Origin of the sequence: Nocardioides sp. NPDC058538, assembly GCF_042719275.1 — a bacterium.
GTDB lineage: Bacteria > Actinomycetota > Actinomycetes > Propionibacteriales > Nocardioidaceae > Nocardioides.
In genome coordinates, this window is sequence record NZ_JBHXNY010000006.1 from 1 (window position 1) to 26,178 (window position 26,178).

Annotated in this window: 27 protein-coding genes; 12 read left to right on the forward strand and 15 right to left on the reverse strand. The window is 70.0% G+C overall.

The window, feature by feature from the left end; all coding sequences use genetic code 11:
- Positions 1–125: 125 nt before the first annotated feature.
- The 4 genes from ACFWQC_RS07160 to ACFWQC_RS07175 form a co-directional block, all read right to left on the reverse strand.
- A complete protein-coding gene (locus ACFWQC_RS07160) occupies positions 126–2,453 on the reverse strand; it encodes a VanW family protein (RefSeq protein WP_378675088.1) in 2,328 nt (775 codons plus the stop codon).
- Between the two features lie 62 nt (positions 2,454–2,515).
- Complete coding sequence (locus ACFWQC_RS07165; RefSeq protein WP_378675091.1) at positions 2,516–2,872, reverse strand: hypothetical protein; 357 nt, start codon at positions 2,870–2,872, stop codon at positions 2,516–2,518.
- Positions 2,869–3,804 carry an N-acetyl-1-D-myo-inositol-2-amino-2-deoxy-alpha-D-glucopyranoside deacetylase gene (gene mshB / locus ACFWQC_RS07170; RefSeq protein ID WP_378675094.1) on the reverse strand — a complete coding sequence of 312 codons (936 nt, stop codon included), beginning with the start codon at positions 3,802–3,804 and terminating at the stop codon, positions 2,869–2,871. The genes ACFWQC_RS07165 and mshB overlap by 4 nt, the downstream gene beginning before the upstream one ends.
- A gap of 10 nt (positions 3,805–3,814) precedes the next feature.
- Complete coding sequence (locus ACFWQC_RS07175) at positions 3,815–4,522, reverse strand: (deoxy)nucleoside triphosphate pyrophosphohydrolase (protein ID WP_378675097.1); 708 nt, start codon at positions 4,520–4,522, stop codon at positions 3,815–3,817.
- Between the two features lie 112 nt (positions 4,523–4,634).
- On the opposite strand from ACFWQC_RS07175, the gene ACFWQC_RS07180 reads away from it, so the two are divergent.
- Positions 4,635–6,257 (forward strand): D-alanyl-D-alanine carboxypeptidase family protein, encoded by a 1,623-nt coding sequence (locus ACFWQC_RS07180; protein ID WP_378675100.1) that lies wholly within the window; start codon positions 4,635–4,637, stop codon positions 6,255–6,257.
- Between the two features lie 18 nt (positions 6,258–6,275).
- Here the strand turns inward: ACFWQC_RS07180 and ACFWQC_RS07185 are convergent, their stop codons facing one another.
- Positions 6,276–7,103 (reverse strand): thioesterase family protein, encoded by an 828-nt coding sequence (locus ACFWQC_RS07185; protein WP_378675103.1) that lies wholly within the window; start codon positions 7,101–7,103, stop codon positions 6,276–6,278.
- Between the two features lie 45 nt (positions 7,104–7,148).
- Between ACFWQC_RS07185 and ACFWQC_RS07190 the strand changes: the two genes are divergently transcribed.
- From ACFWQC_RS07190 to ACFWQC_RS07225, 8 genes are all read left to right on the forward strand, one after another.
- Positions 7,149–7,526, forward strand: coding sequence for a YidH family protein (locus tag ACFWQC_RS07190; protein WP_378675106.1), 378 nt, complete (start codon positions 7,149–7,151; stop codon positions 7,524–7,526).
- A gap of 58 nt (positions 7,527–7,584) precedes the next feature.
- Positions 7,585–8,640: an acetamidase/formamidase family protein gene (locus ACFWQC_RS07195; protein ID WP_378675109.1), complete on the forward strand. Its 1,056-nt coding sequence runs from the start codon at positions 7,585–7,587 to the stop codon at positions 8,638–8,640.
- Positions 8,637–10,172, forward strand: a complete 1,536-nt coding sequence (locus ACFWQC_RS07200) for an AtzH-like domain-containing protein (RefSeq protein WP_378675112.1) — start codon at positions 8,637–8,639, stop codon at positions 10,170–10,172. Before ACFWQC_RS07195 ends, ACFWQC_RS07200 begins: the two co-directional genes overlap by 4 nt.
- A 75-nt stretch (positions 10,173–10,247) precedes the next feature.
- Positions 10,248–10,742 carry a 2-oxo-4-hydroxy-4-carboxy-5-ureidoimidazoline decarboxylase gene (gene uraD, locus ACFWQC_RS07205; RefSeq protein ID WP_378675732.1) on the forward strand — a complete coding sequence of 165 codons (495 nt, stop codon included), beginning with the start codon at positions 10,248–10,250 and terminating at the stop codon, positions 10,740–10,742.
- Between the two features lie 11 nt (positions 10,743–10,753).
- On the forward strand, positions 10,754–11,068 hold the full coding sequence (gene uraH, locus ACFWQC_RS07210) for a hydroxyisourate hydrolase (RefSeq protein WP_378675115.1): 315 nt from the start codon (positions 10,754–10,756) through the stop codon (positions 11,066–11,068).
- Entirely contained in the window at positions 11,068–11,955 is an 888-nt protein-coding gene (pucL, locus tag ACFWQC_RS07215; protein ID WP_378675118.1) for a factor-independent urate hydroxylase, read from the forward strand. The genes uraH and pucL overlap by 1 nt, the downstream gene beginning before the upstream one ends.
- Positions 11,952–12,764, forward strand: a complete 813-nt coding sequence (locus tag ACFWQC_RS07220; RefSeq protein WP_378675121.1) for a MurR/RpiR family transcriptional regulator — start codon at positions 11,952–11,954, stop codon at positions 12,762–12,764. Before pucL ends, ACFWQC_RS07220 begins: the two co-directional genes overlap by 4 nt.
- Positions 12,765–12,826: 62 nt before the next feature.
- Positions 12,827–13,306, forward strand: coding sequence for a nucleoside deaminase (locus tag ACFWQC_RS07225; RefSeq protein WP_378675124.1), 480 nt, complete (start codon positions 12,827–12,829; stop codon positions 13,304–13,306).
- Between the two features lie 116 nt (positions 13,307–13,422).
- On the opposite strand, the gene ACFWQC_RS07230 is transcribed toward ACFWQC_RS07225, so the two are convergent.
- The 7 genes from ACFWQC_RS07230 to ACFWQC_RS07260 all read right to left on the reverse strand — a co-directional run bounded on the left by ACFWQC_RS07230 (position 13,423) and on the right by ACFWQC_RS07260 (position 19,280).
- The gene (locus tag ACFWQC_RS07230; protein ID WP_378675127.1) at positions 13,423–14,013 is read right to left on the reverse strand and encodes an ABC transporter permease; all 591 of its coding nucleotides are present in this window, start codon (positions 14,011–14,013) and stop codon (positions 13,423–13,425) included.
- 210 nt (positions 14,014–14,223) lie between these two features.
- Complete coding sequence (locus ACFWQC_RS07235; protein ID WP_378675130.1) at positions 14,224–15,033, reverse strand: ABC transporter permease; 810 nt, start codon at positions 15,031–15,033, stop codon at positions 14,224–14,226.
- The gene (locus ACFWQC_RS07240) at positions 15,033–15,866 is read right to left on the reverse strand and encodes an ABC transporter ATP-binding protein (RefSeq protein ID WP_378675133.1); all 834 of its coding nucleotides are present in this window, start codon (positions 15,864–15,866) and stop codon (positions 15,033–15,035) included. Before ACFWQC_RS07240 ends, ACFWQC_RS07235 begins: the two co-directional genes overlap by 1 nt.
- A 2-nt stretch (positions 15,867–15,868) precedes the next feature.
- Positions 15,869–16,999, reverse strand: coding sequence for an ABC transporter substrate-binding protein (locus ACFWQC_RS07245; RefSeq protein WP_378675136.1), 1,131 nt, complete (start codon positions 16,997–16,999; stop codon positions 15,869–15,871).
- A gap of 284 nt (positions 17,000–17,283) precedes the next feature.
- Positions 17,284–17,970 (reverse strand): NUDIX domain-containing protein, encoded by a 687-nt coding sequence (locus tag ACFWQC_RS07250; protein WP_378675139.1) that lies wholly within the window; start codon positions 17,968–17,970, stop codon positions 17,284–17,286.
- 25 nt (positions 17,971–17,995) lie between these two features.
- Positions 17,996–18,703: a YoaK family protein gene (locus ACFWQC_RS07255; protein ID WP_378675141.1), complete on the reverse strand. Its 708-nt coding sequence runs from the start codon at positions 18,701–18,703 to the stop codon at positions 17,996–17,998.
- A gap of 25 nt (positions 18,704–18,728) precedes the next feature.
- Positions 18,729–19,280, reverse strand: coding sequence for a TetR/AcrR family transcriptional regulator (locus ACFWQC_RS07260; RefSeq protein ID WP_378675143.1), 552 nt, complete (start codon positions 19,278–19,280; stop codon positions 18,729–18,731).
- Between the two features lie 84 nt (positions 19,281–19,364).
- Here ACFWQC_RS07260 and ACFWQC_RS07265 point away from each other — a divergent pair, with 84 nt between their 5' ends.
- On the forward strand, positions 19,365–19,688 hold the full coding sequence (locus tag ACFWQC_RS07265) for a multidrug efflux SMR transporter (RefSeq protein ID WP_160024812.1): 324 nt from the start codon (positions 19,365–19,367) through the stop codon (positions 19,686–19,688).
- 28 nt (positions 19,689–19,716) lie between these two features.
- Here the strand turns inward: ACFWQC_RS07265 and ACFWQC_RS07270 are convergent, their stop codons facing one another.
- Complete coding sequence (locus tag ACFWQC_RS07270) at positions 19,717–21,390, reverse strand: FAD-binding dehydrogenase (protein WP_378675146.1); 1,674 nt, start codon at positions 21,388–21,390, stop codon at positions 19,717–19,719.
- A 137-nt stretch (positions 21,391–21,527) separates the two neighbouring features.
- On the opposite strand from ACFWQC_RS07270, the gene ACFWQC_RS07275 reads away from it, so the two are divergent.
- A complete protein-coding gene (locus ACFWQC_RS07275; protein ID WP_378675149.1) occupies positions 21,528–22,439 on the forward strand; it encodes a hypothetical protein in 912 nt (303 codons plus the stop codon).
- 27 nt (positions 22,440–22,466) lie between these two features.
- Here the strand turns inward: ACFWQC_RS07275 and ACFWQC_RS07280 are convergent, their stop codons facing one another.
- Both ACFWQC_RS07280 and ACFWQC_RS07285 read right to left on the reverse strand, forming a co-directional pair.
- On the reverse strand, positions 22,467–22,763 hold the full coding sequence (locus ACFWQC_RS07280) for a GNAT family N-acetyltransferase (protein ID WP_378675152.1): 297 nt from the start codon (positions 22,761–22,763) through the stop codon (positions 22,467–22,469).
- 168 nt (positions 22,764–22,931) lie between these two features.
- Complete coding sequence (locus ACFWQC_RS07285) at positions 22,932–23,510, reverse strand: TetR/AcrR family transcriptional regulator (RefSeq protein WP_378675155.1); 579 nt, start codon at positions 23,508–23,510, stop codon at positions 22,932–22,934.
- Between the two features lie 137 nt (positions 23,511–23,647).
- Here ACFWQC_RS07285 and ACFWQC_RS07290 point away from each other — a divergent pair, with 137 nt between their 5' ends.
- Positions 23,648–26,128: an MMPL family transporter gene (locus tag ACFWQC_RS07290; protein WP_378675158.1), complete on the forward strand. Its 2,481-nt coding sequence runs from the start codon at positions 23,648–23,650 to the stop codon at positions 26,126–26,128.
- The last annotated feature ends 50 nt before the right edge of the window (positions 26,129–26,178 follow it).

Here is a 26,178-nt window from a genome sequence, read left to right on the forward strand (position 1 = left end):
AACACCATCGTGGCCCGGCCCCGGTCACAGCGCTACCGGAACCGAGCCACGATCTTCAACTTCCACAGTCACCGAAGGTGCCCTCCGGCTCGGCGTTGGTTGTGGTCAGAACCGGCCGACTCGGCTCAGTTGGGATCGGCGGGCGGCGGCGGCTTCTCAGACTCGTCGGTGCACTCGACCTCGTCCTGCGGGATGTAGGTGGTCTTGAAAGTCTCGGTGTCGACCTTCGAGCCCGAACCCGCGTTGTAAAAGTCGCGCCAGACGTTGATCGAGAAGCCCTGGGCGCCGACGGTGTTCTCGCAGTTGCCGTCGGTGATCTTCTGCTTGCCCGGCTGCTTGAAGTCGTAGCGCTCGCCGGTGCGGGTCTTGATGTCCCAGATCTTGGTGGACCACATCTCGACGGTCACCGAGCCCTGGCTGCTGCCGCTGGCAGGGTTCACCCAGGAGCGGATCAGGACGCCGTACTTGGTGTTGTTCTTGAACTTGAGGTCCAGCGAGGGCCAGGCGACGGTCGCCTCACGGCCGATCGGGTAGCGGTCGATGTAGAGCGAGTGGGCCTTGTGCTCGACGTCTTGGAGGCCGGCGAAGAACATCGCGTTGAACGTGGTCGTCGCCATCTGCGAGACACCGCCGCCGTAGTCCTCGCGGAAGACGCCGTTCTGGATCATCCAGCCCTTGGTGAACCCGTTGGCGGCCGTACGCTCCCCGACGATGCCGTTCATCGAGAAGGTGTCCCCCGGCGCGAGCACGGTGCCGTTGACCAGCTCGGCGGCGCGACCGATGTTGACGTTGCGGTATTCGGCGTAGGGGAAGTTGGTGGTGAAGGTCGAGACCTTCTCCTTCACGCCCCAGGCCTTGGCCTCCTCGGTGGTGACCTTCGGCTTGGCGACCTTCGACTTCACCTCGACGGTGCGCTCGCCCTTCGGCGCCGTGACGACGTCGAGGAAGACCGCCTCCAGGTCCTTCTGGTTGAAGGTGACACCCGGCTTGGCGGGGATGACCTTCGGAGCGCCGTTGACCATCTTGATGGTCGCGTCGACCGGCTTCGCGGCGTCGTCGGCGAGGGCCTTCTTGAGCACCTTCTTGAGCTTGCTGGGCGCGACCGAGGCCTGCAGCTCGCCGTCCTTCGGGTCGAACCGGATCGCGTCGCCGAACTCCTTCGGGGACAGCTCCACCGGCGTCTTCTCGAACTTCAGCGTGATCGGCCCGGAGACCGCCGGCGTGGCGACCTTGTCGACCGCCTCCTGGACGTCGGCCTCGTCGACGTCGGGGGTGAGCTCCGCGAGAGGTACGTCGGCCTTGCGGTCGCCCTCGACGAGGAGCTGACCGGCGAGCGCGGTCCGGAGGGCCTCGTCGCTGACGCCCTCACCGGCGACCGGCTGGGTGGTCTTGATCTTGCCCTTCTTGATGACGACGTCGCCGTCCTTGAAGGGGGTGCCGGCGCGCTTGTTCACCTTGGCGGCGACCTTGGCGATCAGCTTGTCGTCGGCCTTGACGACGGGCTCGATCTCGGCACCGCCGGTGAAGTGCTTCCACAGCTTGACCGGGCTCCAGCTGCGTACGGCGTTGGCCTTCTCGATCGTCGCCTCGGCATCGAAGCTCAGGCCGGCGTCGGCCGGGTTGACCTCGGTCGTGCTGTCGCCCGCGCTCACGTTGATCGGCTGGCTGTGGGCGGGAGCGAACTTCTGGTCCAGCAGCGGAGTCGCCGCGGCGGCCGTCATGCCGCCGATGTCCACGCCCGCGACCGTGGTGCCTTCGGGGATCTTCTCCCCCGCCACGGCGTACGCAGCAGCCCAGCCGACGAAGGCCAGGACTGCGATGCCCCCCGCGATCGCAGCGACGACCTTGGTGCCGGTGCCGAGCGGCTTGCTCTCTGCCGCGACCGGCTGGGCGTAGTCGGGCTGCTCGAAGGCGGAGTGATCGTAACCGGAGTGGTCGAAGCCGGGCTGGTCGAAGCCGGGCTGGTCGAAGCCGGGCTGGTCGGCGGGGGCCGGCTCGTGCACGACGAACGGCCCGACGCCCATGACGGTCGCCTCGAGCGGCTCGTCGTCGAAGTCGGGAGGGTTCTGGGCCTGGTTGTCGAGCGCGATCTCGGTGGCCGCATCGCTGTCCAGCTCGGGGGCGGCGTCGACCGCGTCCGGCTCCGGGGCGAACTTCCGGTTCTTCGATACGAAGAGGAAGTTGTCGTCCTGCGGCAGCTCCGCACGCTTCGGCAGCTCCGAGCGCAGCATCGTGCTGCGCAGCAGGGTCTCCTCGGCGGGATCCTGATCGGCGTCGTTCGGGACCGGCGTAGCACCCGTGGACTCGGCAACACGGGCGTCGATCTCGATCTGAGGGATCATGATCGTCTCGATGGCAGCATCGTCCGCGCCAGCTTGGCTGGCGTTGGACCCGGCCGCGTCAGTTTGCTTCGCGGGCTCGGGGGCCTTGGAGGCCTCGGGCTCATTGGACATGCGGGAGAGCCTAGGACCTATACCCCCCTAGGCCGAACCCGTAGCCCATCTTGGGACGTTCGTCACTTCCCGGGGAGGTCCTGATCCGCCCGGGAAGCGACCCTCGACACGGTCGCGGTGGCCACGACGATCATCAGCACGGCCCAGAAGATCGTCAGGTACCCCGCCACGTCACCCGCGACGGCATAACCGCCCGTCGACCTCGGCGTCGCGGCCAGTGCGACCACGATCGCCCAGGCCGCGGCGTACGCGATCCTCGAGACCCCGCGCGGGAGCACGAGCAGCAACGCCGAGGACGCGGCCAGGGCGAGCAGCAGACCCCACCACCAGGGGTGGACTGCGACCGCCGCGACCCCGACGACGAGACCGAGGAGAAGACCGGCCGCACAACGAGCCAGGCCGCCGCCGAGCAGCCTCACAACCCGGCGAAGAGGTCGGTCAGGGTGGTCCCGTCGACGGTCCCTTCGACAGTCTCTTCGATGGCTCCCTTGGCGATCCGGAAGTGCTCCTGGGACCACGCGGTCGTACCGAGGCTGTTGGTCATCGCGAACATTCCCTGCTCCATGTCCATCTGGGTCGGGTAGGCGCGCATCGCGGCGACCTTCTGATCGGCATAGGCGGTGCCGTCGATCGCGGCGGCGATGTCGACGTCGGGAGTGGCCATCGGCAGCGGGCCCTCCGGGTCCATCCCACCGAGCGCGTCCTCGTCGCCGGCCGCGCGGGCCGCCCGCAGCCCCTCGCGGATCCAGCTCTCCGCGATCGCGGTCCAGAAGATCCGGTCGATCTCGTGGGCCTCGCCGAGCTCCTTCTTGTAGGTCGGCACGGCGGCGAGATGGGCGGCGTACGTCGCGACCCGGTGAGCCTGGATGTGGTCGGGGTGGCCGTAGTTGCCGAACTCGTCGTAGGTGACCAGAACCTGCGGGCGCACCTCGCGGATGATCGTGACGAGGTGGTCGGCGGCCTCGTTGAGGTCGGCGTACCAGAAGGCGTTCTCGCGCGCATCGGGGTCGGGGAGCGCGTGGGTGCGGTCCTCGCTCCAGGTCATCCCGGAGTCACGGTAGTTGCCGAATCCGCCCAGCCAGCGGTGGTCGACCTGGCTGCCGTCGGGTGCCTTCAGGGCCGCCATCGCGTCGTCGATCTCGCCCCGGCGGTGCTCGCCCAGGGCGTCGTCCTGGTCGGCAGCGAGATGGGCGAGGCCGGGGACCAGGATCTCGCCCATCTCACCGGCGGTGCAGGTCACCAGGGTGACGCGGGCGCCCTCGGCGAGATATCTCGCCATCGTCGCCCCCGTCGCGATCGTCTCGTCATCGGGGTGGGCATGCACGAGCAGCAGGCTCTTCTGTGAAGTCACGTTATCGATCCTAGGAGTTGCCCAAGTCTGGGCGCTTTATCCGCTTCGGGTTGTCGGGCAGCTCGACGGGTTCGGGGGCGATCGAGTCGTCCGGTGCGTCCTCGGGGATGTCGAGCCAGCCGTCGTGCTCGTCCACCAGCAGTTCCAGAACCATCTCCGGGGCGTCCGTCTCCACGGACCAGGGGTGGTCCTCGTCGTCGTCCTCGCCCTGGTAGCGCTCCCGGCTGACCCGGGCCGTCCAGCCCTCGCGCTCCAGCCTCGAGGCGGCCGACCGGGCGTGCTCCTCCTCGAAGAAGATGCCGCGAAGGGTGGGCCCTTCGGGCACGCCGAGTACGTGGCGGAGCGCATCGAGGAACGGACGGTCGGGCTCGAGCCAGTCGATCGAGTCGAGGTCCTCGGCCGTCAGCCAGAGGATCTGGTCGTGCTCGCGCGGTCTCGGCTCCCCGGCGACCACCCGGGCGGTCGCAGCGACCAGCCGGTGGCTCTCGCCGATCGATGCCTCGCCCTGCATCCAGTCGAGCACCTCGATCAGGCAGCCGAGCTCCTCGCCGATCTCCCGGACGAGGGCCGCCTCCGGCGTCTCCCCCTCCTCGACCTTGCCGCCGGGGAGCTCCCAGCGTCCGGCGGCCTCGGGCGGGGAGGTACGCCTCGCGGCCAGCACCTGCTTGCCGTCGGCGCTCAGTATCGCCGCGGCTACTACGGTCTTGGGGCTGTTCACGTGTGAGATTGTTCCCTAGACGCCCGGAAAGTGGTGTCTCTTGGGTACGCTCCAACGCCGTGCCCCGCTGTCTTCTGCTCATCGCCTACCTCCCCCCGTCCGGGGTCCGTTCATGAGCGATCAGCAGTGGCCCCCGCGGCGCCCCGGCGAGCCTCGCCCGCCCTACCGGGGACAGGAGCCCTTCCCCGGCCCGCGGCAGCCCCAACGACCACCGGCGCAGCCGGGCCGACCTCAGCAGCCCCACCCGGGTCAGCACCAGCCCCGCCCCGGCCAGCAGCAGCCGCACCCCGGTCAGCAGCGGCCTCATCCGGGGCAGCACCAGCCCTACCCGGGCGGGCAGCGCTACCCCGACCAGCGGCCGTACCCGCCTCAGCAGCAGCCCTATCCGCCGGCACAGCAGCCTTATCCGCCTGAGCAGGACCCCTACGGCCAGCAGCCCTATCCGGATCAGCCCTACCCCGAGCAGCCCTACCCCGAGCAGCCTTACCCCGAGCAGCCGTACGGGCAGCAGCCGCCCCCGGGGTACCCGCAGGGTTTCGGTCCCGGCCGGTTCGGGCCCGAGCCGCCGAAGAAGCGGCGGTGGCCGAAGGTTCTCGTGAGCCTGCTGGTGCTCGCGCTGGTCGGTGTCGGCGGCTACGGGGCGTACGACTTCTACGACCAGATGCAGAAGTGGAAGCAGACCACGACCGACGACCTGAACGGCGTCGGCAGCGACCTGTCGGTGGCCGTGGCGTCGCTGCGCAGCGTCGGCTGGGAGGTGACCGCCGCGGACATCGGCACCTGGCTGGAGCAGCCGGGCGCCTACGGCGACGGCCTGAGGCTACGTACGCTGCAGGTCGACGAGGCGAACAGCAGCTTCTCGGTGGCGGGCTACCGGACCTGGCAGGACACCTACGCCAAGCGGGACCACACCACGGTCGTGTGCGCCGACATCACCCTCGCGACCGGGACCCAGAAGCCACTGAGCGAGTCGATCACGACCTGCCCCGAGGACGTCCCGAAGACGGCACCGGACGCCGCCCAGACCGACCCTGACGCGAACGCGGGCGGGGTCACCGGCCACCTCGCCGAGCTGGCCGTGGAGGCCTCTGAGCAGCGTGCCGCCGGCGCAGCCGAGGACAAGCTCCTCGAGGTCGCGGCACCGACGAGGCCGGTCGGCAACCCACGGGCCGACTCGACCGCGCTCATGTGCTCGCCGGGGACGAAGGACCTCGGCGAGGGCGAGGGGTACGACGAGGGCAGGCTGATCCCGGTGCGGCTCTGCGCGGTCGAGGGGCTGCCCAACACGGGCACCGAGAGCACCGAGGGCGACCCCTACTACATCGACGGCGCCGACGGCCTGACCGTCGTCAACGCCCGCATCTCCGGGGCCGCGGCGGCGCTGGTCAAGAAGGCCTCGAAGCAGGGCGTCGACCTGGTCGCGGGCAGCTCGTTCCGGACGATGAAGAAGCAGAAGGCGCTGTGCCAGACCGACGCCACCGGCGGCTGCCCGGCCGGCGACTACACGCTCACCGCCCAGCCCGGCTACTCGTCTCACCAGCTCGGCATCGCCATCGACTTCGAGCAGCCCAGCGCGACCGGCGGAAAGACCTGCGCGACGCGGGCCTCGGAGCCGGCCAGCGCCGTGTGGCGGTTCCTGAACAAGACCGCGCTGAGCGTCGGGCTGAAGCAGTACTCGGCCGAGGCCTGGCACTGGGACGCGTACGGCGGGAAGGACCGCTGCGCCCCGATGTGACCGCCCCGCCCTGACCCGTCAGGCGCGCGGCAGCCGAGCCAGCTGACGCGCCTGCGCGACCAGCTTGCCCGCGGAGTCCCAGACCTCGCAGTCCTCCTCGAACATGCCGCCCGAGAGGTTGCGGGAGAAGTGGGTGACCTTGAGCCAGCCCGGCGCCGGCTTGTGGCGGATGTGGCAGGTGAGCTCGAGGGTCGGCGCCCAGCCCGGCAGCTCGAGCCCGAAGGTGACCGGTGGGAGCGCGTCGAGCACCTGCAGCAGCGAGATCGGGTCGGGCTCGCGGTCGTGGTGCCGGAACCAGCCGGTGAAGACGGCCTCGCCGGTCGGCGCGGCGCCGCCCCAGACGAACTGGTCCTTCGGCACGCAGAGCTCGTAGCGGTCCAGCATCGGCACGAACTTCTTCATCTCCTCGGGCGCCGTGGTCGAGGAGAGGCACTCATCGAGGGGCGGCAGCTCCGGCTCGGTCGCGGTGACCCGCTCGTAGCCGCTGCTCTTGGCGTGGAGACCGTCGAGGTCCGCGTACGTCGCCGTGGTGGTGATCCGCAGCTCCTCGCCCTGCCACAGCTCGGCGGTCGCGATGGCCAGCGAGCCCTTGTCGCGCTTGGTCTCGATGCGGACCTCCGCCGGGTCCGGGGTGCTCGCGCCGGCGTAGAACGCGCTCAGCACGATCGGGTCGGGGTGGTTCGGCAGGTGAGCCCGCAGCGCGTTGGCGATCACCGCGAGCAGGTAGCCGCCGTTGACTCCGCCGCCGACCACCCAGCCGGGGGCGAGGTCGGCTGCGTACGTCTTCTGGTCGGTCCTGCGGACCGCGATGTCACGGTCGAACTCGGCCGCTTCCCTATTACCCATGGGTAATAATCTAGATCGGGACGCGATGTGGTGGACGATGGGGGCATGACCGAGACGCCATCGAAGGAGGACCCGCGGCACCCGCACTGGGTCTACCACCACGGCTCCGAGCCGGATCCCCGGTTCACGCTGGCCAACGAGCGCACCTTCCTGGCCTGGGCACGCACCGTGCTCGGCCTGCTCGCCGGCGCGGTTGCGCTGCACTCGTTCCAGGTGCCCACCGCGGAGGGCGTACGCGTCGGGGTGGTCGCCATGCTGGTGCTCACCGCGATCCTGTGCACGGTCCTCGCGATGGTCCGTTGGGCACGGGTCGAGCGCGCGATGCGGGAGCGGCGCCCGCTGCCGGCCTTCTCCACCGGGTTCATCCTCGCCGGGGCGCTGCTGCTCATCGCGGTGCTCCTCGGCGTCGCGCTCGTCTTCTGAACCATCGGCTGATCCGCGCGTCACGAGCGTGAAACATCGGTTCCATACGGTTTCGGCCATGACTGCCCCCACCGTGACGGCACTGCAGCCGGGAACCGGACCGATCAGCTCCTCGACCTACCTTCCTGCCGAGGTCGACAACGTGCTGTGGGGGCGGCTGCCGTGCGCGACTGACTCCCCCGTGCTCAGCATCGCGCCGGGGACCTCGGTGACCGTGGACACGATCTCCCACGAGGGCATCCTCGAGGACCAGGGGAGGGATCCGGAGAGGTTCTTCTCGGCCCACGGCGTCTCCGACGTCCTCTCCGACGCGGTCGCTCTCGCGTCGTCGGGCTACGAGCGGACCTTCGGCGTCGACGGTCCGCACGTGGTCTCGCGGCCGATCGAGGTCGAGGGTGCCGAGGTCGGTGACCTGGTTGCCATCACGGTGCTGGAGACGCTGCCTCGGGTGCCCTACGGCGTGGTGTCGAACCGGCACGGGCGCGGCGCGCTGCCGGACGAGTTCCCGCGGGGCGACTCGCCGGTGCACAGCGTCTTCACCCCCGTCGTCGACGGACGCGGGGTGATCGGGCCGGCGTCGTTCGCCCTCGACCCGTTCCTCGGGATCATGGGGGTCGCCGTGCCGGGTTCTGAGCGACCGCACTCGGTCCCGCCCGGGTCGCACGGCGGCAACATCGACATCCGGCTGCTCACGGCCGGGGCGACCCTCTACCTGCCCGTCCAGGTCGCCGGGGCGCTGGCCTACGTCGGCGACCCGCACTTCGCGCAGGGTGACGGCGAGGTCTCACTGACCGCCTTGGAGGCCTCGCTCCGGGCGACGCTCCGCTTCGACCTGGTCGCTCGCGAGGAGGCCGCCACGCGGTTCGGCGAGCTCGCCGGTCCGCTGGCGGAGACCTCGGAATTTCTGATCCCCACCGGGCTCGACGAGTCCCTCGACGTGGCCACGCAGAACTGCGTCCGTGCCGCGATCGCCCTGCTCAGCGCGCGCTTCGGGATGGAGCCGGAGGCTGCGTACGCCTATCTCTCGGCGGCCACCGACTTCCGGATCTCTCAGGTCGTCGACGTCGTCAAAGGCGTACACGCCACGATCCGCAAGGCAGACTTCGCCCTATGACCCCTCGACATGCCGGCGCCCAGCTCAAACCGGTCCCGCACGGGCTGCTGCAGGCCTTCCGGGCGTACGAGAGCGCGCTGATGTCCGACGACGTCGCCGCTCTGGACGCGCTCTTCGCCGACTCACCGACCACCCTGCGCGGCGATGCCGCCGGGCTGCTCGTCGGGCACGAGCAGATCTCCGCCTTTCGCGGGTCGCGCGGCGGCGCGCCGAATCGGCGCATCGTGCAGACCCATGTGCAGGTGATCGACGACGACCACGCGCTCATCGTGGCCGTCACGGAGCTCGACCGCGGCGGGCGCGGTCTGCAGACGCAGCTGTGGGCGCGGGACCCGGTGCGGATCGAGTACGGCGGCTGGCAGGTCACCGCGGCCCATGTCTCGGCGCCCGCGCCGGCCTTCGACACCCGGATCTGGCGGGTCGTCGGCGACCCGCTGGTCTCCTCGCACACCGCCGACGGCGCGCTCTCGGGAGAGACCGTCGCGGTCAAGAATCTCTTCGCGGTCGCCGGTTTCGCGGTCGGCGCCGGGAGCCCGGCCTGGCTGGAGCAGGCGCCGACGGCGCCGTCACATGCCGCCGCCGTCGCCGCGCTGCTCGACGCCGGAGCGTCGGTACGCGGGATCGCGCGCACCGAGGAGTTCGCCTACTCGCTGTCGGGGCTCAACGCCCACTATGGGGCGCCGCCGAACCCGAAGGCTCCCGGCCGGATCCCCGGCGGCTCCTCATCGGGGTCGGCGACCTCGGTCGCCCTCGGCCAGGCCTCGATCGGGCTCGGCACCGACACCGGCGGCTCGATCCGGGTCCCGGCCGCCTACCAGGGCCTCTACGGGATCCGTACGTCGCACGGGGCCGTCTCGCGCGAAGGCCTGCTCCCGCTCGCCAAGGCCTTCGACACCGTCGGCTGGATGACGCGTTCGGCGTTCCTGCTGCAGGCGGTGGGGGACGTACTGCTGCCGGAGGCGCCGGCGGCGTCGCCCGCGCTGGACGAGATCCACCTGGTGCCGTCGCTGGTCGGGCTCGCCTCGGAGGATGTGGCTACCGCGGTGAGCGAGGCGTTGCCGGGGGCCAAGCCCCTGGCCTGGGAACCGGCACAGCTGGACGAGTGGCGCCAGGCCTTCGTCACCGGGCAGGCCTACCAGGCGTGGCAGGCCCACGGGGCCTGGCTCGAGACCCGGCTGGACACGCTCGGCGAGGCGGTGCGGGGTCGGTTCGAGATGGCTCGTTCGGTGACCCGGGAACAGGCCGCGGACGCGCGTGCCGTGCTCGCGGAGGCGCGTACGGAGATCCTCGACGTCGTCGGCGACCGTGTCCTCGCCTACCCCAGTGCCTCCTCGGTGGCGCCGACCGCTGCCGACGCGGCCGGGGTGCGCGACGACACCATGCGCCTCACCTGCATCGCCGGGATCGCCGGTCTCCCCGCCGTCTCGATCCCGGTCCGCACGCCCACCAATCTTCCGGCCGGCCTCTGCCTGGTCGCCGCACCCGGCCGCGACCGCGACCTCCTCGCCCTGGCGCAGAGCTTCGCGGGGTAACCGCTCGGGCGTTACACAAAGGCAACCTGCGTTTCGGGCGCCGAAACGCTCGTTTCATAGGCTGACCAGGTGACGATGACGCTCGCCGAGTTCGATGCCCTGCCCGCCGACAAGGCGGAGGCGCTGGTCGCACCCTGTGTCGCGATCCCCTCGTGGTCCCGCGGACTGGTCGCGGGGCGTCCCTATCCGGACGTGCCGGACCTGCTCGCCGCCGCGAGGCAGCTGGCCGCGGCCTGGACGGACGAGGAGGTCGAGGCAGCCTTGGCCGACCACCCCCGGATCGGCGAGCGGCACGCCGGGGACGGGGAGAGCGCCGCGCTCTCCGCCCGAGAGCAGGCCGGGGTCGACCCGGCCGACGCCGAGGCCCAGGCGCGACTGAGGGCGGGGAACGCGGCGTACGAGGAGCGGTTCGGGCGTATCTACCTGGTGCGGGCGGCCGGGCGCAGCGCCGAGGAGATGCTCGCGCTCCTCGAGGAGCGGCTGGAGAACGACCCGGCTACCGAAATCACGGTGACCAAGGGCCAGCTCGCCGAGATCGCGTTGCTCCGACTGCAAGGCTTGCTGGCATGACAGGTTCTCGTATGACCACCGTCTCCACGCACGTCCTCGATGCTGCCCTCGGCCGGCCTGCCGCCGGGCTCGCGCTCTACCTCACCCTTCCCGACGACAGCGCGCGCACCGCGACCACCGACGCCGACGGGCGGGTGCGGTTCGAGGGCGAGGTGCCGCCCGGGCCGCACCTGCTGACCTTCGCGACCGGCCACTGGTTCGCCGAGCAGGATCGCGAGACCTTCTTCCCCGAGGTGACCATCGGATTCACCGTCACCGCCGGCGAGCACCACCACGTCGCCCTCCTGCTCAGCCCGTTCTCCTACACGACCTATCGAGGAAGCTGATGTCGATCACTCTTGGCCCCAACCAGCACGGCAAGGCGGAGGTGCGTCTGGTCAAGGTCGATCGGGAAGGCGCGCGACACACCATCCACGACCTGAACGTGTCCACCCAGCTCAGAGGCGACTTCGCGACGGCCTTCACCGAGGGTGACAACGTGCACGTGCACGCCACCGACACTCAGAAGAACGTGGTCTACGCGAAGGCCAAGGAGCTCGGCATCTCCTCGCCCGAAGCGTTCCTGCTCGACCTCACCGCCTACTGGGCCGGGCAACCGTGGGTCACCGGGTCGGTGATGAAGGCGGAGTCCTACGCCTGGGACCGCATCCCGGCGAACGAATTCTCGTTCGCCCGGCGCGGTCAGGAGACGCGTACGGCCGCGGTCAACAGCTATGGCGAGCGAAGGTTCGTTCTCTCGGGCCTGACCGATCTGGTGGTGCTCAAGTCGACCGGGTCGGAGTTCCACGGCTTCCCGCGCGACCGCTACACCACCCTCGCCGAGACGACCGACCGGATCCTGGCGACCGAGATCACCGCGTGGTGGCGGTGGGAGAGCCACCCGGAGGACTGGAACGGGGCCTACGACCGGATCCGCGCGATCATGCTCGACACCTTCGCCGAGGTGCACTCGCTCGCGCTGCAGCAGACCATCTACGAGATGGGTCGGGCCGTGATGGAGGCCTTCGAGGGGATCGCGGAGTTCAAGATCTCCTGCCCCAACAAGCACCACTTCCTCGTCGACCTCTCCCCCTTCGACCTCGAGAACGCTGGGCCGGACAACCCCGGCGAGGTCTTCTTCGCCGCCGACCGCCCCTACGGGCTCATCGAGGCGACCCTGCAGCGCGACGGATCGACCGAGCCGGACGCCTGGGCCTCGGTGGCCAGCCAATGAACGCGCGGATCGACCGGCGGATCGCTGTGCACTACCAGGAGCTCTCACCGCAGGAGCGCAAGGCGGCCGACACGCTGCTGGAGCATCTCGACGACCTGGCGACCTACCGCTCGGCCGAGCTGGCCTCGCTCGCGGAGGTCTCGAAGGCGACGATGAGCCGGCTCTTCCGCTCGCTGGGATTCGACGGCTTCGACGAGGTACGCGACCACCTGCGGGGGCTGCGTACGGCCGGCGAGCCGCGACGTGTCGAGGGAGCCCCGGACCTCAGCGCCCATGCCGAAGGCGAGGCGGCCGCGATCGGGCGCGTCGTGGAGCAGGCGGGCATCGCCGAGGCGATCGCGGCGATCGCCGGGGCGAGCGACGTGATGGTCGCGGGCTGGCGCAACTCCTACCCGGTCGCGCTCCATCTGCGCCAGCAGCTCACCCAGACCCGCGAGCGGGTCACGCTCGCTCCCGCCCCCGGCCAGGTCATCGGCGAGGAGCTCGCCGAGCTCGGCGAGGGATCGGTGGTGGTCGCGGTCGGGCTCCGCCGCCGACCGCCCGGCTTCGGCGGGTTCGTCGACGCCGCCGCCGCATCTGGGAGCACCGTGATCGTGATCGCCGACCCGACCGGAACGGTCCACCTCGGCCGTGCCGACATCGCGCTGGAGTGCCCGGTCCAGGGTGCTCTGGCCTTCGACTCCCTGGCCGCACCGATGTCGCTGGTGAGCGTGCTCGCCGACGGCGTACTCCACGAGCGGGGGCGGGCCGGACGCGACCGCGTCTCGGCCATCAGCGCCACCTACGACCGACTCCACGAGGTCGAGTGATGTCGGGGAGCAGAATGGCAGTAGAAACATCGATCCTCGGGCCTGTGCAAGGGGGAATCGGCATGACCGACAGCATGTGGTTGGAGCAGGCGGTCGCACTGGCCGTGCGCAACGTCAACAACGGCGGTGGACCGTTCGGGGCCATCATCCTGCGCGACGGCATCCTGCTCGGCACCGGCCAGAACCGGGTCACCCGCGACCTGGACCCGAGCGCTCACGCCGAGGTCGTCGCGATCCGTGCCGCCTGCAAGGAGGCCGACAGCTTCTCGCTGGCCGGTTGCACCCTCTACACCTCGTGCGAGCCCTGCCCGATGTGCCTGGCGACCGGACTGTGGGCGCGCCTGGACCGCGTGGTCTACGCGGCCGATCGTGACGACGCGGCCAAGGGCGGGTTCGACGACCGCGCCTTCTACGACCTGTTCGGGACCGGCCGCGCCAACGAGCACCACGAATGGCCGACCCGCGTCGACGAGCTGCGGATCCCGCAGGCGTACGACCCCTTCGACGCCTGGCTCGCGAAGCGGGACCGCACCGACTACTGACAGCCGAGGCGTCACCCCGTCGGCCGAAGCGTCACGCGCGTCGGCCGAGTTGGCATCAGATTGCCCACTCGGCCGACGGGAGTGACGCTTCGCGCGACGTACGTGACGCCTCGGCGCTAGCGGGTCGTCATCCCCATCCGCTCCAAAGCGACCGACTCCAGGAGCTGGACGAGGTTGTAGAGCACCAGCGTGACCACGGTGATGATCGCGACGGCTGCCCACAGGTCGTCGAAGCGGGCGGCGGCGGGGAACTTCTGGATGTTGCCGCCGATGCCCTTGCCGGTCGAGAGCCACTCGGCCAGCAGCGCGCCGGTGACGGCGCCGGGAACCGAGACGCGGGCGGCGGCGAAGATCGACGGGAGCGCGCCGGGCAGCGACACCTTCCGGATCGCGGTGAGCCGTGAGCCGCCGTAGACGGCGACCAGGTCCAGCGACTGCGGCGAGGCCTGCGAGAGGCCGAACAGGACCGCGGCCAGTGCCGGGAACAGCACCACGATGATCCCGAGCACCACGACCGATGCTGTCGAGGCGCGGCCGGTGATCAGCATGACCACCGGAGCGATCGCGACCAGCGGGATCGAGCGCAGCAGCAGCGCCAGCGGCATCACGCCGGCCTCGACCGTACGCGACAGGTTGAACAGCACCGCCGCCACCACCGCGAGCGCCATCCCGGCGAGAAAGCCGAGCGCGGCGTCCTTCAGGGTCACCCAGGTCAGCGGGAACAGCTCCGCCCGGTGGGCGGCCGCGTCCGGCCCGGTGAAGAGGTGGTCGAGGACGTCCAGCGGCCTTCGCGACGAACTCCGAGACGCTGGAGAACGACACGAACCCCTGCCAGAGCACGACCACGATCGCCAGTGCGGCGACGGTGTGCAGCACCGGCCCCAGGACCGCCCGCGACAGGCCCTTGGCATCCGACCTCATCCGGACCTCCCAGCGACCCACGGCGTCACCAGACGCGAGACCAGCCCCAGCAGCAGGTAGCCGGCCAGAGCGACCAGGGCGCAGACCAGGAAGACGGCCCAGAGCCGCTCCGGGTCGGGCTTGCCCTGCAGGACGATCAGAGTGCGCCCGACGCCACGGTCGGTGGAGCCGAGGTACTCGCCGAGCACGGCACCGAGGATCGCGGTCGGCACCGCGATCTGCAGCGCGTTGAGGATCGCCGGCACGGCCGCGACGAGGCGTACCTTCACCAGCTGGGTCCACACCGACCCGCCGTAAACCCGCACCACGTCGAGCGAGGCGCGATCGGCCGACTTGAACCCGAGCACGGCCCCGACGACGGTCGTGAAGAAGACCATCAGCGCGGCCAGGAAGATCGATGTCTTGGAAGGGTCACCGGGCTGCTCGGCGCCGCCGAGGACCACGATCGAGATGCCGCCCACGGCGACCACGGGCAGGCAGTACGTCGTCACTGCGATCTGCATGATCATCGGTTCCAGCCACGGCACGAGCAGCACCAGCGAGGCCAGCAGCAGGGCGATGAGGTTGCCCCAGAGGAACCCGATCGACGCCTCCATCAGCGTCTCCCGGAGCACGCCGTCCCAGAACGCCGACGGACCCGCGGCGGCCATCTCCGAGAGGACCGTCCACGGCGGTGGTACCGGCGTGAACCCGGTGCCGGGGTCGGGCGGGAACCCGGCCACGGCCACGACCGCCCACAGCACGAAGAGGGCGACCACGCCGATCAGTCCGGCCAACCAGCCAGCCAGCTGTTGACTCAGTCGCATCAGGACTCCGCCTCGGCGCGCCCGTCGTCACCGAAGAGCAGCTCGGAGGCCCGGTCGGCCAGCGCGTGGAACTCCGGGGTACGCATCATGTCGGGCGTACGCGGCCGGGGAAGGTCGACCTCGATGATCTCCTTGATCCGGCCCGGTCGCGGTGACATCACCGCGACCCGGTCGGAGAGGAAGATCGCCTCGTTCACACCGTGGGTGACCAGCAGGGTGGTCGCCGGCTTCTCGGTCCAGATCCGCAGCAGCTCCAGGTTGAGGTTCTGCCGGGTCATGTCGTCCAGCGCGCCGAACGGCTCGTCGAGCAGGAGCACCGACGGCTTCAGCGCAAGCGCCCGGGCGATCGAGACCCGCTGCCGCATCCCACCGGAGAGCTGCGCGGGGCGGGCCTTCTCGAAGCCCTCCAGCCCCACGAGCTGGATCAGCTCGCGGATGTAGGACATGTCGGGACGCCGCCCGGCAACCTCGAAGACGAGCTTGATGTTGCCGACCACCGAGCGCCACGCCAGCAGCGCGTGGTCCTGGAAGGCGATCCCCAGCTCGGAGTCACGCCGCAGCTCGGCGGGAGCCTTGCCGTCGACGTACGACTCTCCGCTCGTCGGCGTCTCCAGGCCCGCGAGGATCCGCAGGATCGTCGACTTGCCGCAGCCTGAGGGCCCCAGCAGGGCCAGGAACGAGCCCTGGTCGGTGTGGAGCTCGGTGTCCTTGAGCGCGGTGACGGCCTTCGACCCGGAGCCGAAGACCTTGCTGATTCCGGAGATGTGGATGCCGGTGCCGCCGCCGGTCTCCGCAGCGGGAGCACCGGCATCCATGAGCTTGTTCTCGGCCATGACTACTTCTGGTAGTCCTTCAGCTCGGGGTTCTCCTCGTAGATCTCGTCGATGATCGAGGTGTCGAACAGGTCCTCGACCGAGACCTCCCAGCCGGCGGCGGCGAGCGAGTCGACGGTCTGCTGCTGGAGTTCATCGGAGATGGTGAAAAGGCCGTTCTTCTCGGTCTCCGGCGTCGAGATCAGCTTCTGCGACTCCTCGAGACCGCGCTTGGTCTTGACCGGGTCGAGCTCACCGAAGCTGGCCTCGAGACCGTCGGAGTCGCTGGCCGCCTGGTTGTAGTGGGTCGTGACGACCTTGACCACCTCGTCGCTGGGGTTCTTGAAGGTCTCGGTCCAGCCCTTGATCTCGGCGGTCAGCAGCGCCTTGAGAAGGTCGCGGTTCTCGGCGAGGTACTGGTCGGTGACGGTGTAGGTCTCGGCGACGTACGGCACGCCGTTCTCGGCGTAGGGCAGGTTGGTGACCTCGTGGCCGGCGAGCTCCACGGTGATGGACTCGTTGGTCAGGTAGGCCATGAAGCCGTCGACCTGGCCCTTCATCAGCGGCGTCGGGTCGAACTCGACCGGGACGACGGTGATGTCGTCCTTCTTCTCCTCCAGGCCGTTGGCCGCGAGGATCGCCTTGAAGACGTTGACGTTGGAGTCCTGGACGCCGATCTTCTTGCCCTTGAGGTCGGCCGGCGTCGCGATGTTGCCGCCGTCCTTCAGCGAGAGGATCGTGAACGGGTTCTTCTGGAAGGTCGCGCCGATGATCTTCAGCGGCGCCTCCTGCTCGGCGATCGCGGAGCCGACCGAGGCGGCGTCGTTGATGGCGACCTGGACCTTGCCGGAGAGCAGCTTGGCCACGCCGGTGTCGGGGCCGGAGATGCCGTTGACAGCGTCGAAGCCGGCTTCCTCGTAGTAGCCCTTGTCCTCGGCGTAGAACTCGCCGGCGAACTCTTCGTTCTTGATCCAGGAGTACTGCATCGAGATGGTGCCGAAGCCCTCCTCGCTGCTGCCTTCTTCGGAGTCGGAGCCGCAGGCGGCCAGGGTGGTGGCGGCGACCAGGGTCAGGAGGGCCGCGGCGGCCCGGCGGTGCAGATATCGGGGGTGTACTGACTTACGTCGCGAGGTCCGAGAGGCGGGGGCAGACATCGAAACGAGTTCCCTTCGAGGAGTGTCACGCATAGGTTTCGGGGACCGTAGCGAGCGGAGGTTTCAGGGGCTGGCACTGGCGTTTCGGCGTTGTAACGACCCTTTCAAGAAGGAACTCTGGACCAGGGCGTACGGTCCCGAGACACGGCGTCCGCTGGACAAGAATGCCGTGGCTGTTGTCTAGTTACCCGACGTGCTCGGCCGCGTCGCGTGTGCCGTCTGCCACACCGGCTCCGCCCGTTATCGGTTCGTGATCAGCCTGAGACCGTTCGGTGACCAAACCGTCAGGTCGTACGACGCAGCAGCGGCGGGTGCAGGTGCTCGGCGGAGCCCCGGCGGAAGAGCTGAGCCGGCCGGCCACCGTCCCTGGTCGTCGTGGTGCCCGTCGGTTCGAGGAACGCCTCGGTCTTGGTGACCTTGCGATGGAAGTTGCGGGGGTCGAGGCGCTCGCCCCAGACGATCTCGTAGACCCGGCGCAGCTCGGCGACGGTGAACTCCTCGGCGCAGAACGCCGCGCCCAGCGGTGAGTACTCCAGCTTGGAGCGGGCGCGCTCGACACCGTCACGCAGGATCGCGGCGTGGTCGAAGGCGAGGCCGCCGCCGGCCAGGAGCGAGTCGACCGGCCACCACTGCGCGTCCGCCGCATCCGAACCCGCCGCGGGCACCGGCAGGTCGGGCGCCAGCGCGAGATAGGCGACGGTCACGACCCGCGTCCGCGGGTCCCGCCCCGGAGATCCGTACGTCGCCAGCTGCTCGACATGCACACTCCCCGGCCGGATGCCGGTCTCCTCGGCGAGCTCGCGCGCCGCAGCCTCCTCGAGGCCCTCGTCGTCGAGGACGAACCCGCCCGGAAGCGCCCAGGCGCCGGCGAACGGCTCGATGCCGCGGCGTACGACCAGGGCGCAGAGCGCGTCGTCACGCACGGTGAGCACGACGAGATCGACGCTGACCGCGAACTTGGGGCACTCCACGTGGCAGACCCTAGATGATCCGGCCCTAGATGATCGCGCGGTGTACCCGGGCGTGCCAGGCGCCGAGGATGGTGGCGAGCCCGATCAGGATGCCGGCGAGCAGCAGACCGCCGCCGGTGTGCCACAGCAGCATCCCGGCGCCCGCGGAGGCGCCGAGCAGGATCAGCAGCACGGTGATCGCGCGCCGCGCAGTGCCGCCGCCGCGGAAGGACGCCTTGCCGGACCCGATCGGTGAGTCGGCCGCGAGGCCGGTGATCGTGCTGGTGACGACGACGGTGGTCACGTCCTTGACCGCGATGTGGCGAGCGGCCGCCGCCTGGGTCCCCATGGCGAACGCGGCGAGCGTGGTGGTCGTGATCATCACCGCGCTCGAGGGCTCGTCCCCGGTGACGAAGAGCAGCCCGGCCAGCGCCAGCATCACCGCTGCGACCAGGGAGAACAGCACGGTCGTACGCGCGCTCCAAGCCCGCTTGTCGGCCTTCAGCACCCGCCCACCGAGAGCGGCGCCGGCCATGAACCCGACCAGCGCGAGCGCCGGTCCGAGGACCGGGAGTCCGGTGTCGCCGACCAGTGCCATGCCGAGGATGACCACGTTGCCGGTCATGTTGCCGGTGAACACCTTGTCCAGACCGAGGTAGCCGACGGCGTCGTTGATGCCCGTGGTGAAGGTCAGCACGAGCATCAGCCACAGATGCATGCGGTCGGCGGGGATGGTCTTCAGCAGCGAGTTCACCCGCGCATTGTGCCGGACCCCCCGATCAGCCCTCGGCGATCGCACCCGCGGCCGCGGCGAGATCAGCCACACCGGCGGCGAGCTCGTCCGGCCGGTCGGTGGCCAGGTCCAGGTGGAAGCCGAACAGCGACGAGTCGACGAGCGTGACGATCCGGCCGGCACGCTCGGCCGGCGCGCCACAGGCGGTGATGTAGTCGCGCAGCGCGGCGTACCACAGCTCGTTGGTCTCCCGGACGACCGAGCGATAGGGCTCCATCCCGATCAGCCCGGTCGCGGCCGCCTGCAGGTAGATCTGCAGACAGCTGTGCAGCGGCTCGGTGCGGTAGGCCCGCCACAGGGCATCCACCCCGGCACGTACGTCACCGGCCGGCTCCAGCGCCGCGACCGCCGCGACGGAGAGCTCGTTGGTGCGCGCCACCACCGCGGCGACGAGCTCGTCGCGACCGCCGAAGTGATAGATCAGCATCCGGTCGCTGGTGCCGATCGCCGCCGCCAGCGGACGCAGGGTCAGCCCGATCAGCCCGCGCTCGAGCACGTGGTCGACCACCTGCCCGAGGAGCTCCTCCTTGCGGTCCATGAAAAGCATTATGCCCAACATGTAGCGACTGCTACATTTGGCATGATGTAGCAGTCGCTACATGCGCCTCAGGAGGACCCGAAGATGTACGCCGCCATTCTGCTCGTCGCCGCCATCGCGATCGAGGTCGTCAGCACCGCGCTGCTCCCCCGCACCGAGGGCTTCCGCAACCTCGGCTGGTCGGTCGCCGTCCTGGCCGGCTACGGCGCCTCGATCTGGCTGCTGTCCGTCGTCGTCGAGCGGATGCCGGTCTCGGTGGCGTACGCCATCTGGTCAGGCCTCGGCACCGCACTGGTCGCGGGCATCGGGGTGATGTTCCTCGGCGAGCACCTCACCGCCGCCAAGGCCGGCTTCCTGGCGATGATCGTCGTCGGCGTGGTCGGGCTCAACCTCTCCGGCGCCCACTGAGCCGGTCTCGACAAGCTCGACCCCCGAATCAGACCGCGGCGGCCGCGGCCCTGCCCGCCGTACGTCCCGAGAACAGGCAGCCGCCGAGGAAGGTGCCCTCGAGAGCGTTGTAGCCCATCATCCCGCCGCCGCCGAAGCCGGAGACCTCACCGGCCGCGTAGAGCCCGGGCAGCGGGGTGCCGGCGGCGGTCAGGCAGCGGCCGGACAGGTCCGTCTCGAGCCCGCCGAGGGTCTTGCGGGAGAGGATGTGCAGCTTGACCGCGATCAGCGGGCCGGCCTCGGGGTCGAGGATCCGGTGCGGCTTGGCGGTGCGCTGCAGCTTGTCGCCGCGGTAGTGGCGAGCCGCGTACAGCGCGGTGATCTGGGCGTCCTTGGTGAAGTTGTTGGCGATCTCGCGGTCGCGGGCCTCGAGGATGCGACGCAGCTCGCCCTCGTTGATCTGCGGTCCGGTCGGGTCCTTGTCGGCGAGGCCGTTCATGCCGTGGACCAGCGCGGTGAGGTTGTCGGCGACCACGAAGTCCTCGCCGTGCTCCATGAAGCTCTTCACCGGGCCGGGACCCTTGCGCGCCCGCTCGGCCAACAGCTTGATGTCCTTGCCGGTGAGGTCCGGGTTCTGCTCCGAGCCGGAGAGAGCGAACTCCTTCTTGATGATCTTCTCGGTCAGCACGAACCAGGAGTAGTCGTAGCCGGTCTGGCGCAGGTGCTTGAGAGTGCCGAGGGTGTCGAAGCCGGGGAAGAACGGCGCCGGGAGACGCTTGCCGGTCGCGTCCAGCCACAGCGAGGAGGGGCCAGGCAGGATCCGGATGCCGTGGTTGGCCCAGATCGAGTCCCAGTTGCGGATGCCCTCGACGTAGTGCCACATCCGGTCGTCGTTGATGATCTTGGCGCCGGTGGCTCCGGTGATGGCGAGCATCCGGCCGTCCACGTGCGCCGGGACGCCGGAGACCATCGACTTCGGCGGCGTGCCGAGGCGGGCCGGCCAGTGCTTGCGGACGAGGTCGTGGTCACCGCCGATGCCGCCGGAGGTGACGATCACGGCCTGGCCATTGAGCTCGAAGTCCTCGACCTCCGTGCGCGAGGAGGCGTGGCCGCGCTCGATGTCGCTCGGTTCGAGCACCTTGCCGCGTACGCCGGCGACGGCCCCGTCCTCGACCACGAGATGGTCGACGCGGTGCCGGAAGGCGAAGGTGATCCGCCCGGTGTCGGCATGGGCGCGCACCCGCCGCTCGAACGGCTCGACCACGCCCGGCCCGGTCCCCCAGGTGATGTGGAAGCGCGGCACGGAGTTGCCGTGGCCGTCGGCGCGGCCGTCGCCACGCTCGGCCCAGCCGACGACGGGGAAGACCCGGTGGCCCATCTGGCGCAGCCAGGACCGCTTCTCGCCGGCCGCGAAGTCGAGGTACGCCTCGGCCCAGCGTCGCGGCCACAGGTCCTCGTCACGGTCGAACTGGGCGGATCCCATCCAGTCCTGGAGAGCCAGCTCCGGCGAGTCCTTGATCCCCATCCGGCGCTGTTCGGGGCTGTCGACGAGGAAGAGTCCGCCGAGGCTCCAGAAGGCCTGGCCGCCCAGCGACTGCTCCGGCTCCTGGTCGACCAGGAGAACGCTCTTTCCGGCGTCCGCGACCTCGGCCGCTGCTGCCAGGCCGGCAAGGCCGGCTCCCACCACGATCACGTCGGCGTGCCGTTGAATCTGCGCAGTCATGTCGGCAGATCCTGCCACCATTACTACCCGCGAGTACATGGAACCTGTCGCCCGACCGTTCCGTCAGGTGGACAGTTGTCGGACTCGCGCCCCGAAGCGACCGCCGATCGGTGTCCGAGCGGATAGATTTTTTGATCGTGATCGACCCCAAGGTGACCGCCAAGAGGCAGCAGAAGTGGGTCCAGCGCGGCATCGACCGCACCGAGACCTGGCTGGGCCGTAGTGGCAGCAGACTCGGTCCGCTGATCCCGCACATCGCCACCGCCGGGGTGCTCACCGGGGACGAGGACCACGGCTGGGTCCCTCAGGGCCTGGCGTACTCCCCCGAGGCCGAGCTGCTCCTGCAGGGCTACCACGGCGACAAGCTCGGCTCCGCGCTGGCTCTGGTCGACCGGCCATCGGGCGAGCTCATCAACGCCGTCTATCTCGGCGGGCCGAAGGGCAGCGTCAGCGGCCCGGTCAACGCCGGCGGTGTCGCGGTGATCGGCGACGAGGTCTACGTGTGCCGCGAGGGCAACCCGCCCCGCCTCTACCGCTACTCACTGACCCAGATCGTCCACGCCGAGCCGCTCTCGACCGTCACGACCGTCTCCCCGCTGGTCGCGCTCGCCGCCGGCTCCTACCTCGCCGCCGCCAAGGACCTCCTCTACGTCGGGTCGCACGCGAACAACCGCCTCTACAAGTACATCCGCAAGGACGACACCTGGCAGATCAAGACCCCGATCGGCGTACGCACCCCCGTCGGCACCCAGGGCGTCGTGGTCCGGGAGGAGGAGTACGTCTTCAGCGTCAATCGCGGCCCGGCCAAGCGCAGCCAGCTGATCGTGCAGGACCGCGTCACGATCCGGCCCCGTGCGCTGCAGTGGCTCCCGAACCTGGCCGAGGGCGTCGCCGAGGTCGGGGACGAGTTCTTCGTGACCTACCAGTCGGGCGCCAGGCTCTACTCCCGCGGCTCCTCCCGGGGCCAGACCTGGCCCTCGGCCCACATGACCCGCACTCCCCTGGCCAAGCTCGGCCTGGAGCCGCGGAAGTCGGCAGACTCCCTCTGATCCAGCCTCGTGATCAGGCGTCGGCGATCAGGCCGGCCAGTCCGTGATGTCGGCGTACTCCTCGCCGTGCCGCTTCAGCCACCCGGCGACGTACGGGCAATGCGGGATGATCCGCTTCCCCTTCGCCTTCACATCGGCCAACGCGAACGCCACCAGCTTCGAGGCAAGCCCCTGCCCGTTGTAGGCCTCCTTGACCTCGGTGTGCAGGAAGTCCACATGCTCGTCGTCGGGCAGCCGATAGGCCGCCAGCCCCGCGACGGTCTCCCCGTCGCGGATCTCGTAGCGATGCCTGGCCGGGTTGTCTAGGAACTGGATCTCGCTCACGGCCCCATTCTCACCCACCCGCTCAGGACATACGCGGGGTCTCACTGTCGCTCGCGTGCCGTTCTTGGAGGCCCACGGCGACGTAGACGGGCGGCGGCACCTTCGGCATGCCCCACACCGTAGCCCGGCAGCGGAGGTCCGCACCCCTCTGTCTTGGGTGAAGAGAGTTCAGTGCAAGAGCGCGCGGACCAGGCGCTCGGCGACGTCCGGAGCAGGCTCGGTGCGCTCGAGGGAGTGGAGCACGAAGCCACCGACCAGGGCACGCACGAACTCCTTGACCGGCAGGTCGGCGGGCAGCTGGCCGGCCTCGACGGCCGCCTCGATGCGGGTGGAGACGGCGGCGGTGATGCCGAGCGCGTCGTTGAGGCGGGTGCCGATGTCGGGGTTCTCGCAGGCGGCCGCGACGAGCGAGCGGACGAGGCCGCCATTGCCGGGCTGGGCGACGAGGTCGATGAGGCTCTGCATCCAGGCGATCAGGTCGGCGCGGATGTCCCCGGTGTCCGGTACGACCGGGTGGTCCGGCAGCAGCAGGTCCTCGATCAGGGCATCGGCGACGACGGCGCTCTTCGAGGGCCACCAGCGGTAGATCGTCTGCTTGGAGACACCGGCCTCGGCCGCGATCCCCTCGATGGTGAGGTGGTCATAGCCCTGGGTGGCGAAGAGCCGCCCGGTTGCGTCGAGGACCGCCATGCGAGCCTCCTCGCTGCGTACGGCACCTCTTCGGCGCACTCCTGCTGACGCTGGCATGAACGGCATCCTAAGAGCCCGTGGCATCTCCTGGCCACGGCACAGGTGTGACACATCACTCGCTCAGCAACCCTTGTCCATCGGCGTACAGGTGATTAACTGGACGCACCGTTGCGTATTACCGGAGGGATGCCGTCATGGCGGAGCTGTTGTACCGATTGGGCAAGTCGGCCGCGCGCCGCGCGTGGCTTGTGATCCTTGCCTGGGTGCTGGCGCTGTCCGGCGCCGCCGGGGCGTACGTCGCCTGGTCCGGCGAGCTCACCACCAGCTTCGACATCCCGGGGCTGCCCTCGTCCGAGGTGGTCGACGAGCTCCAGGAGGGGCTGCCCGACCTGGCCGGCGGCTCCGGCACGATCGCCTTCCAGACCGAGGACGGCACCCCACTCAGCGCGACCCAGAAGCAGGAGATCCGGGCGCTGATCACCAGCGCCGAGGACCTCCCCGACGTCGCCGCGGTCACCGACCCGTTCCAGACCGAGGCCCAGCGCAAGGCGCAGGCCGAGAAGGTCACCGAGGGCCGGGCCAGGCTCGAGGCCGGCCGGACCCAGCTCGACAGCGCCCAGGCCAGGCTCGACAAGGCACAGGCCGACCTCGACAAGGCCCGCGCCCAGCTGCAGGCCGCCGGGATGCCGACCACGCAGATCGACACCCAGCAGGCCGCTCTCGACAAGCAGCAGTCCAGGCTCGACGACAGCGCCGCCGGCCTCCAGACCAACACCGCCAAGGCCGAGAACGGCGCCGAGCTGCTCGAGCTCTCCGAGGAGATCCGGATGGTCTCCGCGGACGGTTCGGCCGCCCTGGTCAACGTCGCCTACTCCGTCGGCCGTCTGGAGATGTCCGAGGAGACCAAGAAGGCCACGGTCGACCACTTCACCGACTCGCCCGTGGACGGAGTCGAGATCGGCGTCTCCTCCGACATCTCCCAGGAGGCGCCCAACCCGATGGGTCCCGGTGAGATCGTCGGCGTCGGCGTCGCCGCGATCGTCCTCCTGGTCATGCTCGGCACGATCATCGGCGCCGGCGTGCCGCTGGTCACCGCGCTGACCGGGGTCGGCATCGGCGCGCTCGGCGCGCTCTCCCTCTCCGGCGTCGTGCAGATGGCCTCGATGACCCCGGTCCTGGGCCTGATGCTCGGCCTGGCGGTCGGCATCGACTACTCGCTCTTCATCCTCAACCGGCACCGCAAGCAGCTGCTCCACGGCGCCGACGTGAAGGAGTCGATCGCGCTCGCCAACGGCACCGCGGGCACGGCGGTCGTCTTCGCCGGCTCCACCGTGATCGTCGCGCTGGTCGCCCTCAACATGACCGGGATCCCGTTCCTCGGCCTGATGGGCTCGGTCGGAGCGGCCTGCGTCGCGATCGCCGTCCTGGTCGCGATCACCCTGACCCCGGCCATCCTCGGCCTCGTCGGTGGCCGCATCGTCTCCAAGCGCGCCCGGAAGAAGGTCGCCAAGCAGGACGCAGCCGAGGCCCACGCCAAGCCGATGCCCACCTGGCGTGCGCTGGTCACGGTCGTCGCCTCGGTGGTCGCTCTGCTCGCGCTCGCGGTCCCCGCCCTCGACATGCGTCTCGGCCTGCCCGACGGTGGCTCCGAGCCCGAGGGCTCGCTGGCCAAGACCGCCTACACGATCACCGAGGACAGCTTCGGCGCCGGCGCCAACGGCCCGCTGCTGGTCGCCGCCGAGCTGCCCGACGGCCTCAACGAGGCCGGCATCCAGCGATCCCAGCTGACGGTGGCCAAGGCGCTGGCAGACCTCGATGACGTACGCGCCGTGGCTCCGGCCGCGGTCTCCGAAGACGGTCGCACGGCCGCCTTCCAGGTCGTCCCCGAGGAGGGCCCCAACAGCGTCTCGACCAACGAGCTGGTCAACGCGATCCGGGAGATGCCGGCGGTCAATGGCGACATCACGCTCGGTGTCGCCGGTGCCACCGCGGTCGCGATCGACGTGTCGCAGGGGCTCAACGACGTACTCCTCCCCTACCTCGGCGTCGTCGTCGGCCTCTCGCTGCTGATCCTCATTCTGGTCTTCCGCTCGCTCCTCGTTCCGCTCATCGCGACCGGTGGCTTCGTGCTCTCGCTGCTGGCGACGTACGGACTCGTGGTCGCGGTCTTCCAGAAGGGCATCGGCGCGGAGTGGATCGGCATCGACAGCACCGGGCCGATCCTGAGCTTCCTGCCGATCCTGCTGGTAGGCATCCTCTTCGGGCTGGCGATGGACTACCAGCTGTTCCTGGCCTCCGGCATGCGGGAGGCGTACGTCCACGGGGCCCCGGCCCGCGTCGCCGTCGCCCAGGGATTCCGCGCCGGGCGTTCGGTCGTGATCGCGGCCGGCCTGATCATGGTCTCCGTCTTCGGCGGCTTCATCTTCGCCGAGTCCGTGATGATCCGCTCGATGGGCTTCGGGCTCGCGCTCGGCGTGCTGCTGGACGCGTTCATCGTCCGGATGCTGCTGATGCCGGCGCTGATGCACCTGCTCGGCCGCTCCGCATGGTGGCTGCCGAAGTGGCTCGACCGCATCCTGCCGAACGTGGACGTCGAGGGCGCCGCGCTCGAGCGCGCCCACGGCCCTGTCGCTGCGCCGGAGGACACCGTGCGACGCGAACGGATCGGCGTCTGAGGAGGTTGTGAAGCTGAGAGTGACCTATAGACCACTCTCGGCTTCACAAC

Coding starts and splice junctions, on each gene's coding strand:
- ACFWQC_RS07290 (WP_378675158.1), top strand. CDS start 23,648: ATGGCGGAGCTGTTGTACCGATTGGGCAAGTCGGCCGCGCGCCGCGCG.
- uraH (WP_378675115.1), top strand. CDS start 10,754: ATGACCACCGTCTCCACGCACGTCCTCGATGCTGCCCTCGGCCGGCCT.
- ACFWQC_RS07180 (WP_378675100.1), top strand. CDS start 4,635: ATGAGCGATCAGCAGTGGCCCCCGCGGCGCCCCGGCGAGCCTCGCCCG.
- ACFWQC_RS07270 (WP_378675146.1), bottom strand. CDS start 21,390: ATGACTGCGCAGATTCAACGGCACGCCGACGTGATCGTGGTGGGAGCC.
- ACFWQC_RS07160 (WP_378675088.1), bottom strand. CDS start 2,453: ATGTCCAATGAGCCCGAGGCCTCCAAGGCCCCCGAGCCCGCGAAGCAA.
- ACFWQC_RS07200 (WP_378675112.1), top strand. CDS start 8,637: ATGACCCCTCGACATGCCGGCGCCCAGCTCAAACCGGTCCCGCACGGG.
- ACFWQC_RS07285 (WP_378675155.1), bottom strand. CDS start 23,510: ATGCCAGCGTCAGCAGGAGTGCGCCGAAGAGGTGCCGTACGCAGCGAG.
- ACFWQC_RS07185 (WP_378675103.1), bottom strand. CDS start 7,103: ATGGGTAATAGGGAAGCGGCCGAGTTCGACCGTGACATCGCGGTCCGC.
- ACFWQC_RS07225 (WP_378675124.1), top strand. CDS start 12,827: ATGACCGACAGCATGTGGTTGGAGCAGGCGGTCGCACTGGCCGTGCGC.
- ACFWQC_RS07195 (WP_378675109.1), top strand. CDS start 7,585: ATGACTGCCCCCACCGTGACGGCACTGCAGCCGGGAACCGGACCGATC.
- ACFWQC_RS07220 (WP_378675121.1), top strand. CDS start 11,952: ATGAACGCGCGGATCGACCGGCGGATCGCTGTGCACTACCAGGAGCTC.
- ACFWQC_RS07265 (WP_160024812.1), top strand. CDS start 19,365: ATGTACGCCGCCATTCTGCTCGTCGCCGCCATCGCGATCGAGGTCGTC.
- ACFWQC_RS07260 (WP_378675143.1), bottom strand. CDS start 19,280: ATGGACCGCAAGGAGGAGCTCCTCGGGCAGGTGGTCGACCACGTGCTC.
- ACFWQC_RS07235 (WP_378675130.1), bottom strand. CDS start 15,033: ATGCGACTGAGTCAACAGCTGGCTGGCTGGTTGGCCGGACTGATCGGC.
- ACFWQC_RS07240 (WP_378675133.1), bottom strand. CDS start 15,866: ATGGCCGAGAACAAGCTCATGGATGCCGGTGCTCCCGCTGCGGAGACC.
- pucL (WP_378675118.1), top strand. CDS start 11,068: ATGTCGATCACTCTTGGCCCCAACCAGCACGGCAAGGCGGAGGTGCGT.
- ACFWQC_RS07245 (WP_378675136.1), bottom strand. CDS start 16,999: ATGTCTGCCCCCGCCTCTCGGACCTCGCGACGTAAGTCAGTACACCCC.
- uraD (WP_378675732.1), top strand. CDS start 10,248: ATGACGCTCGCCGAGTTCGATGCCCTGCCCGCCGACAAGGCGGAGGCG.
- ACFWQC_RS07190 (WP_378675106.1), top strand. CDS start 7,149: ATGACCGAGACGCCATCGAAGGAGGACCCGCGGCACCCGCACTGGGTC.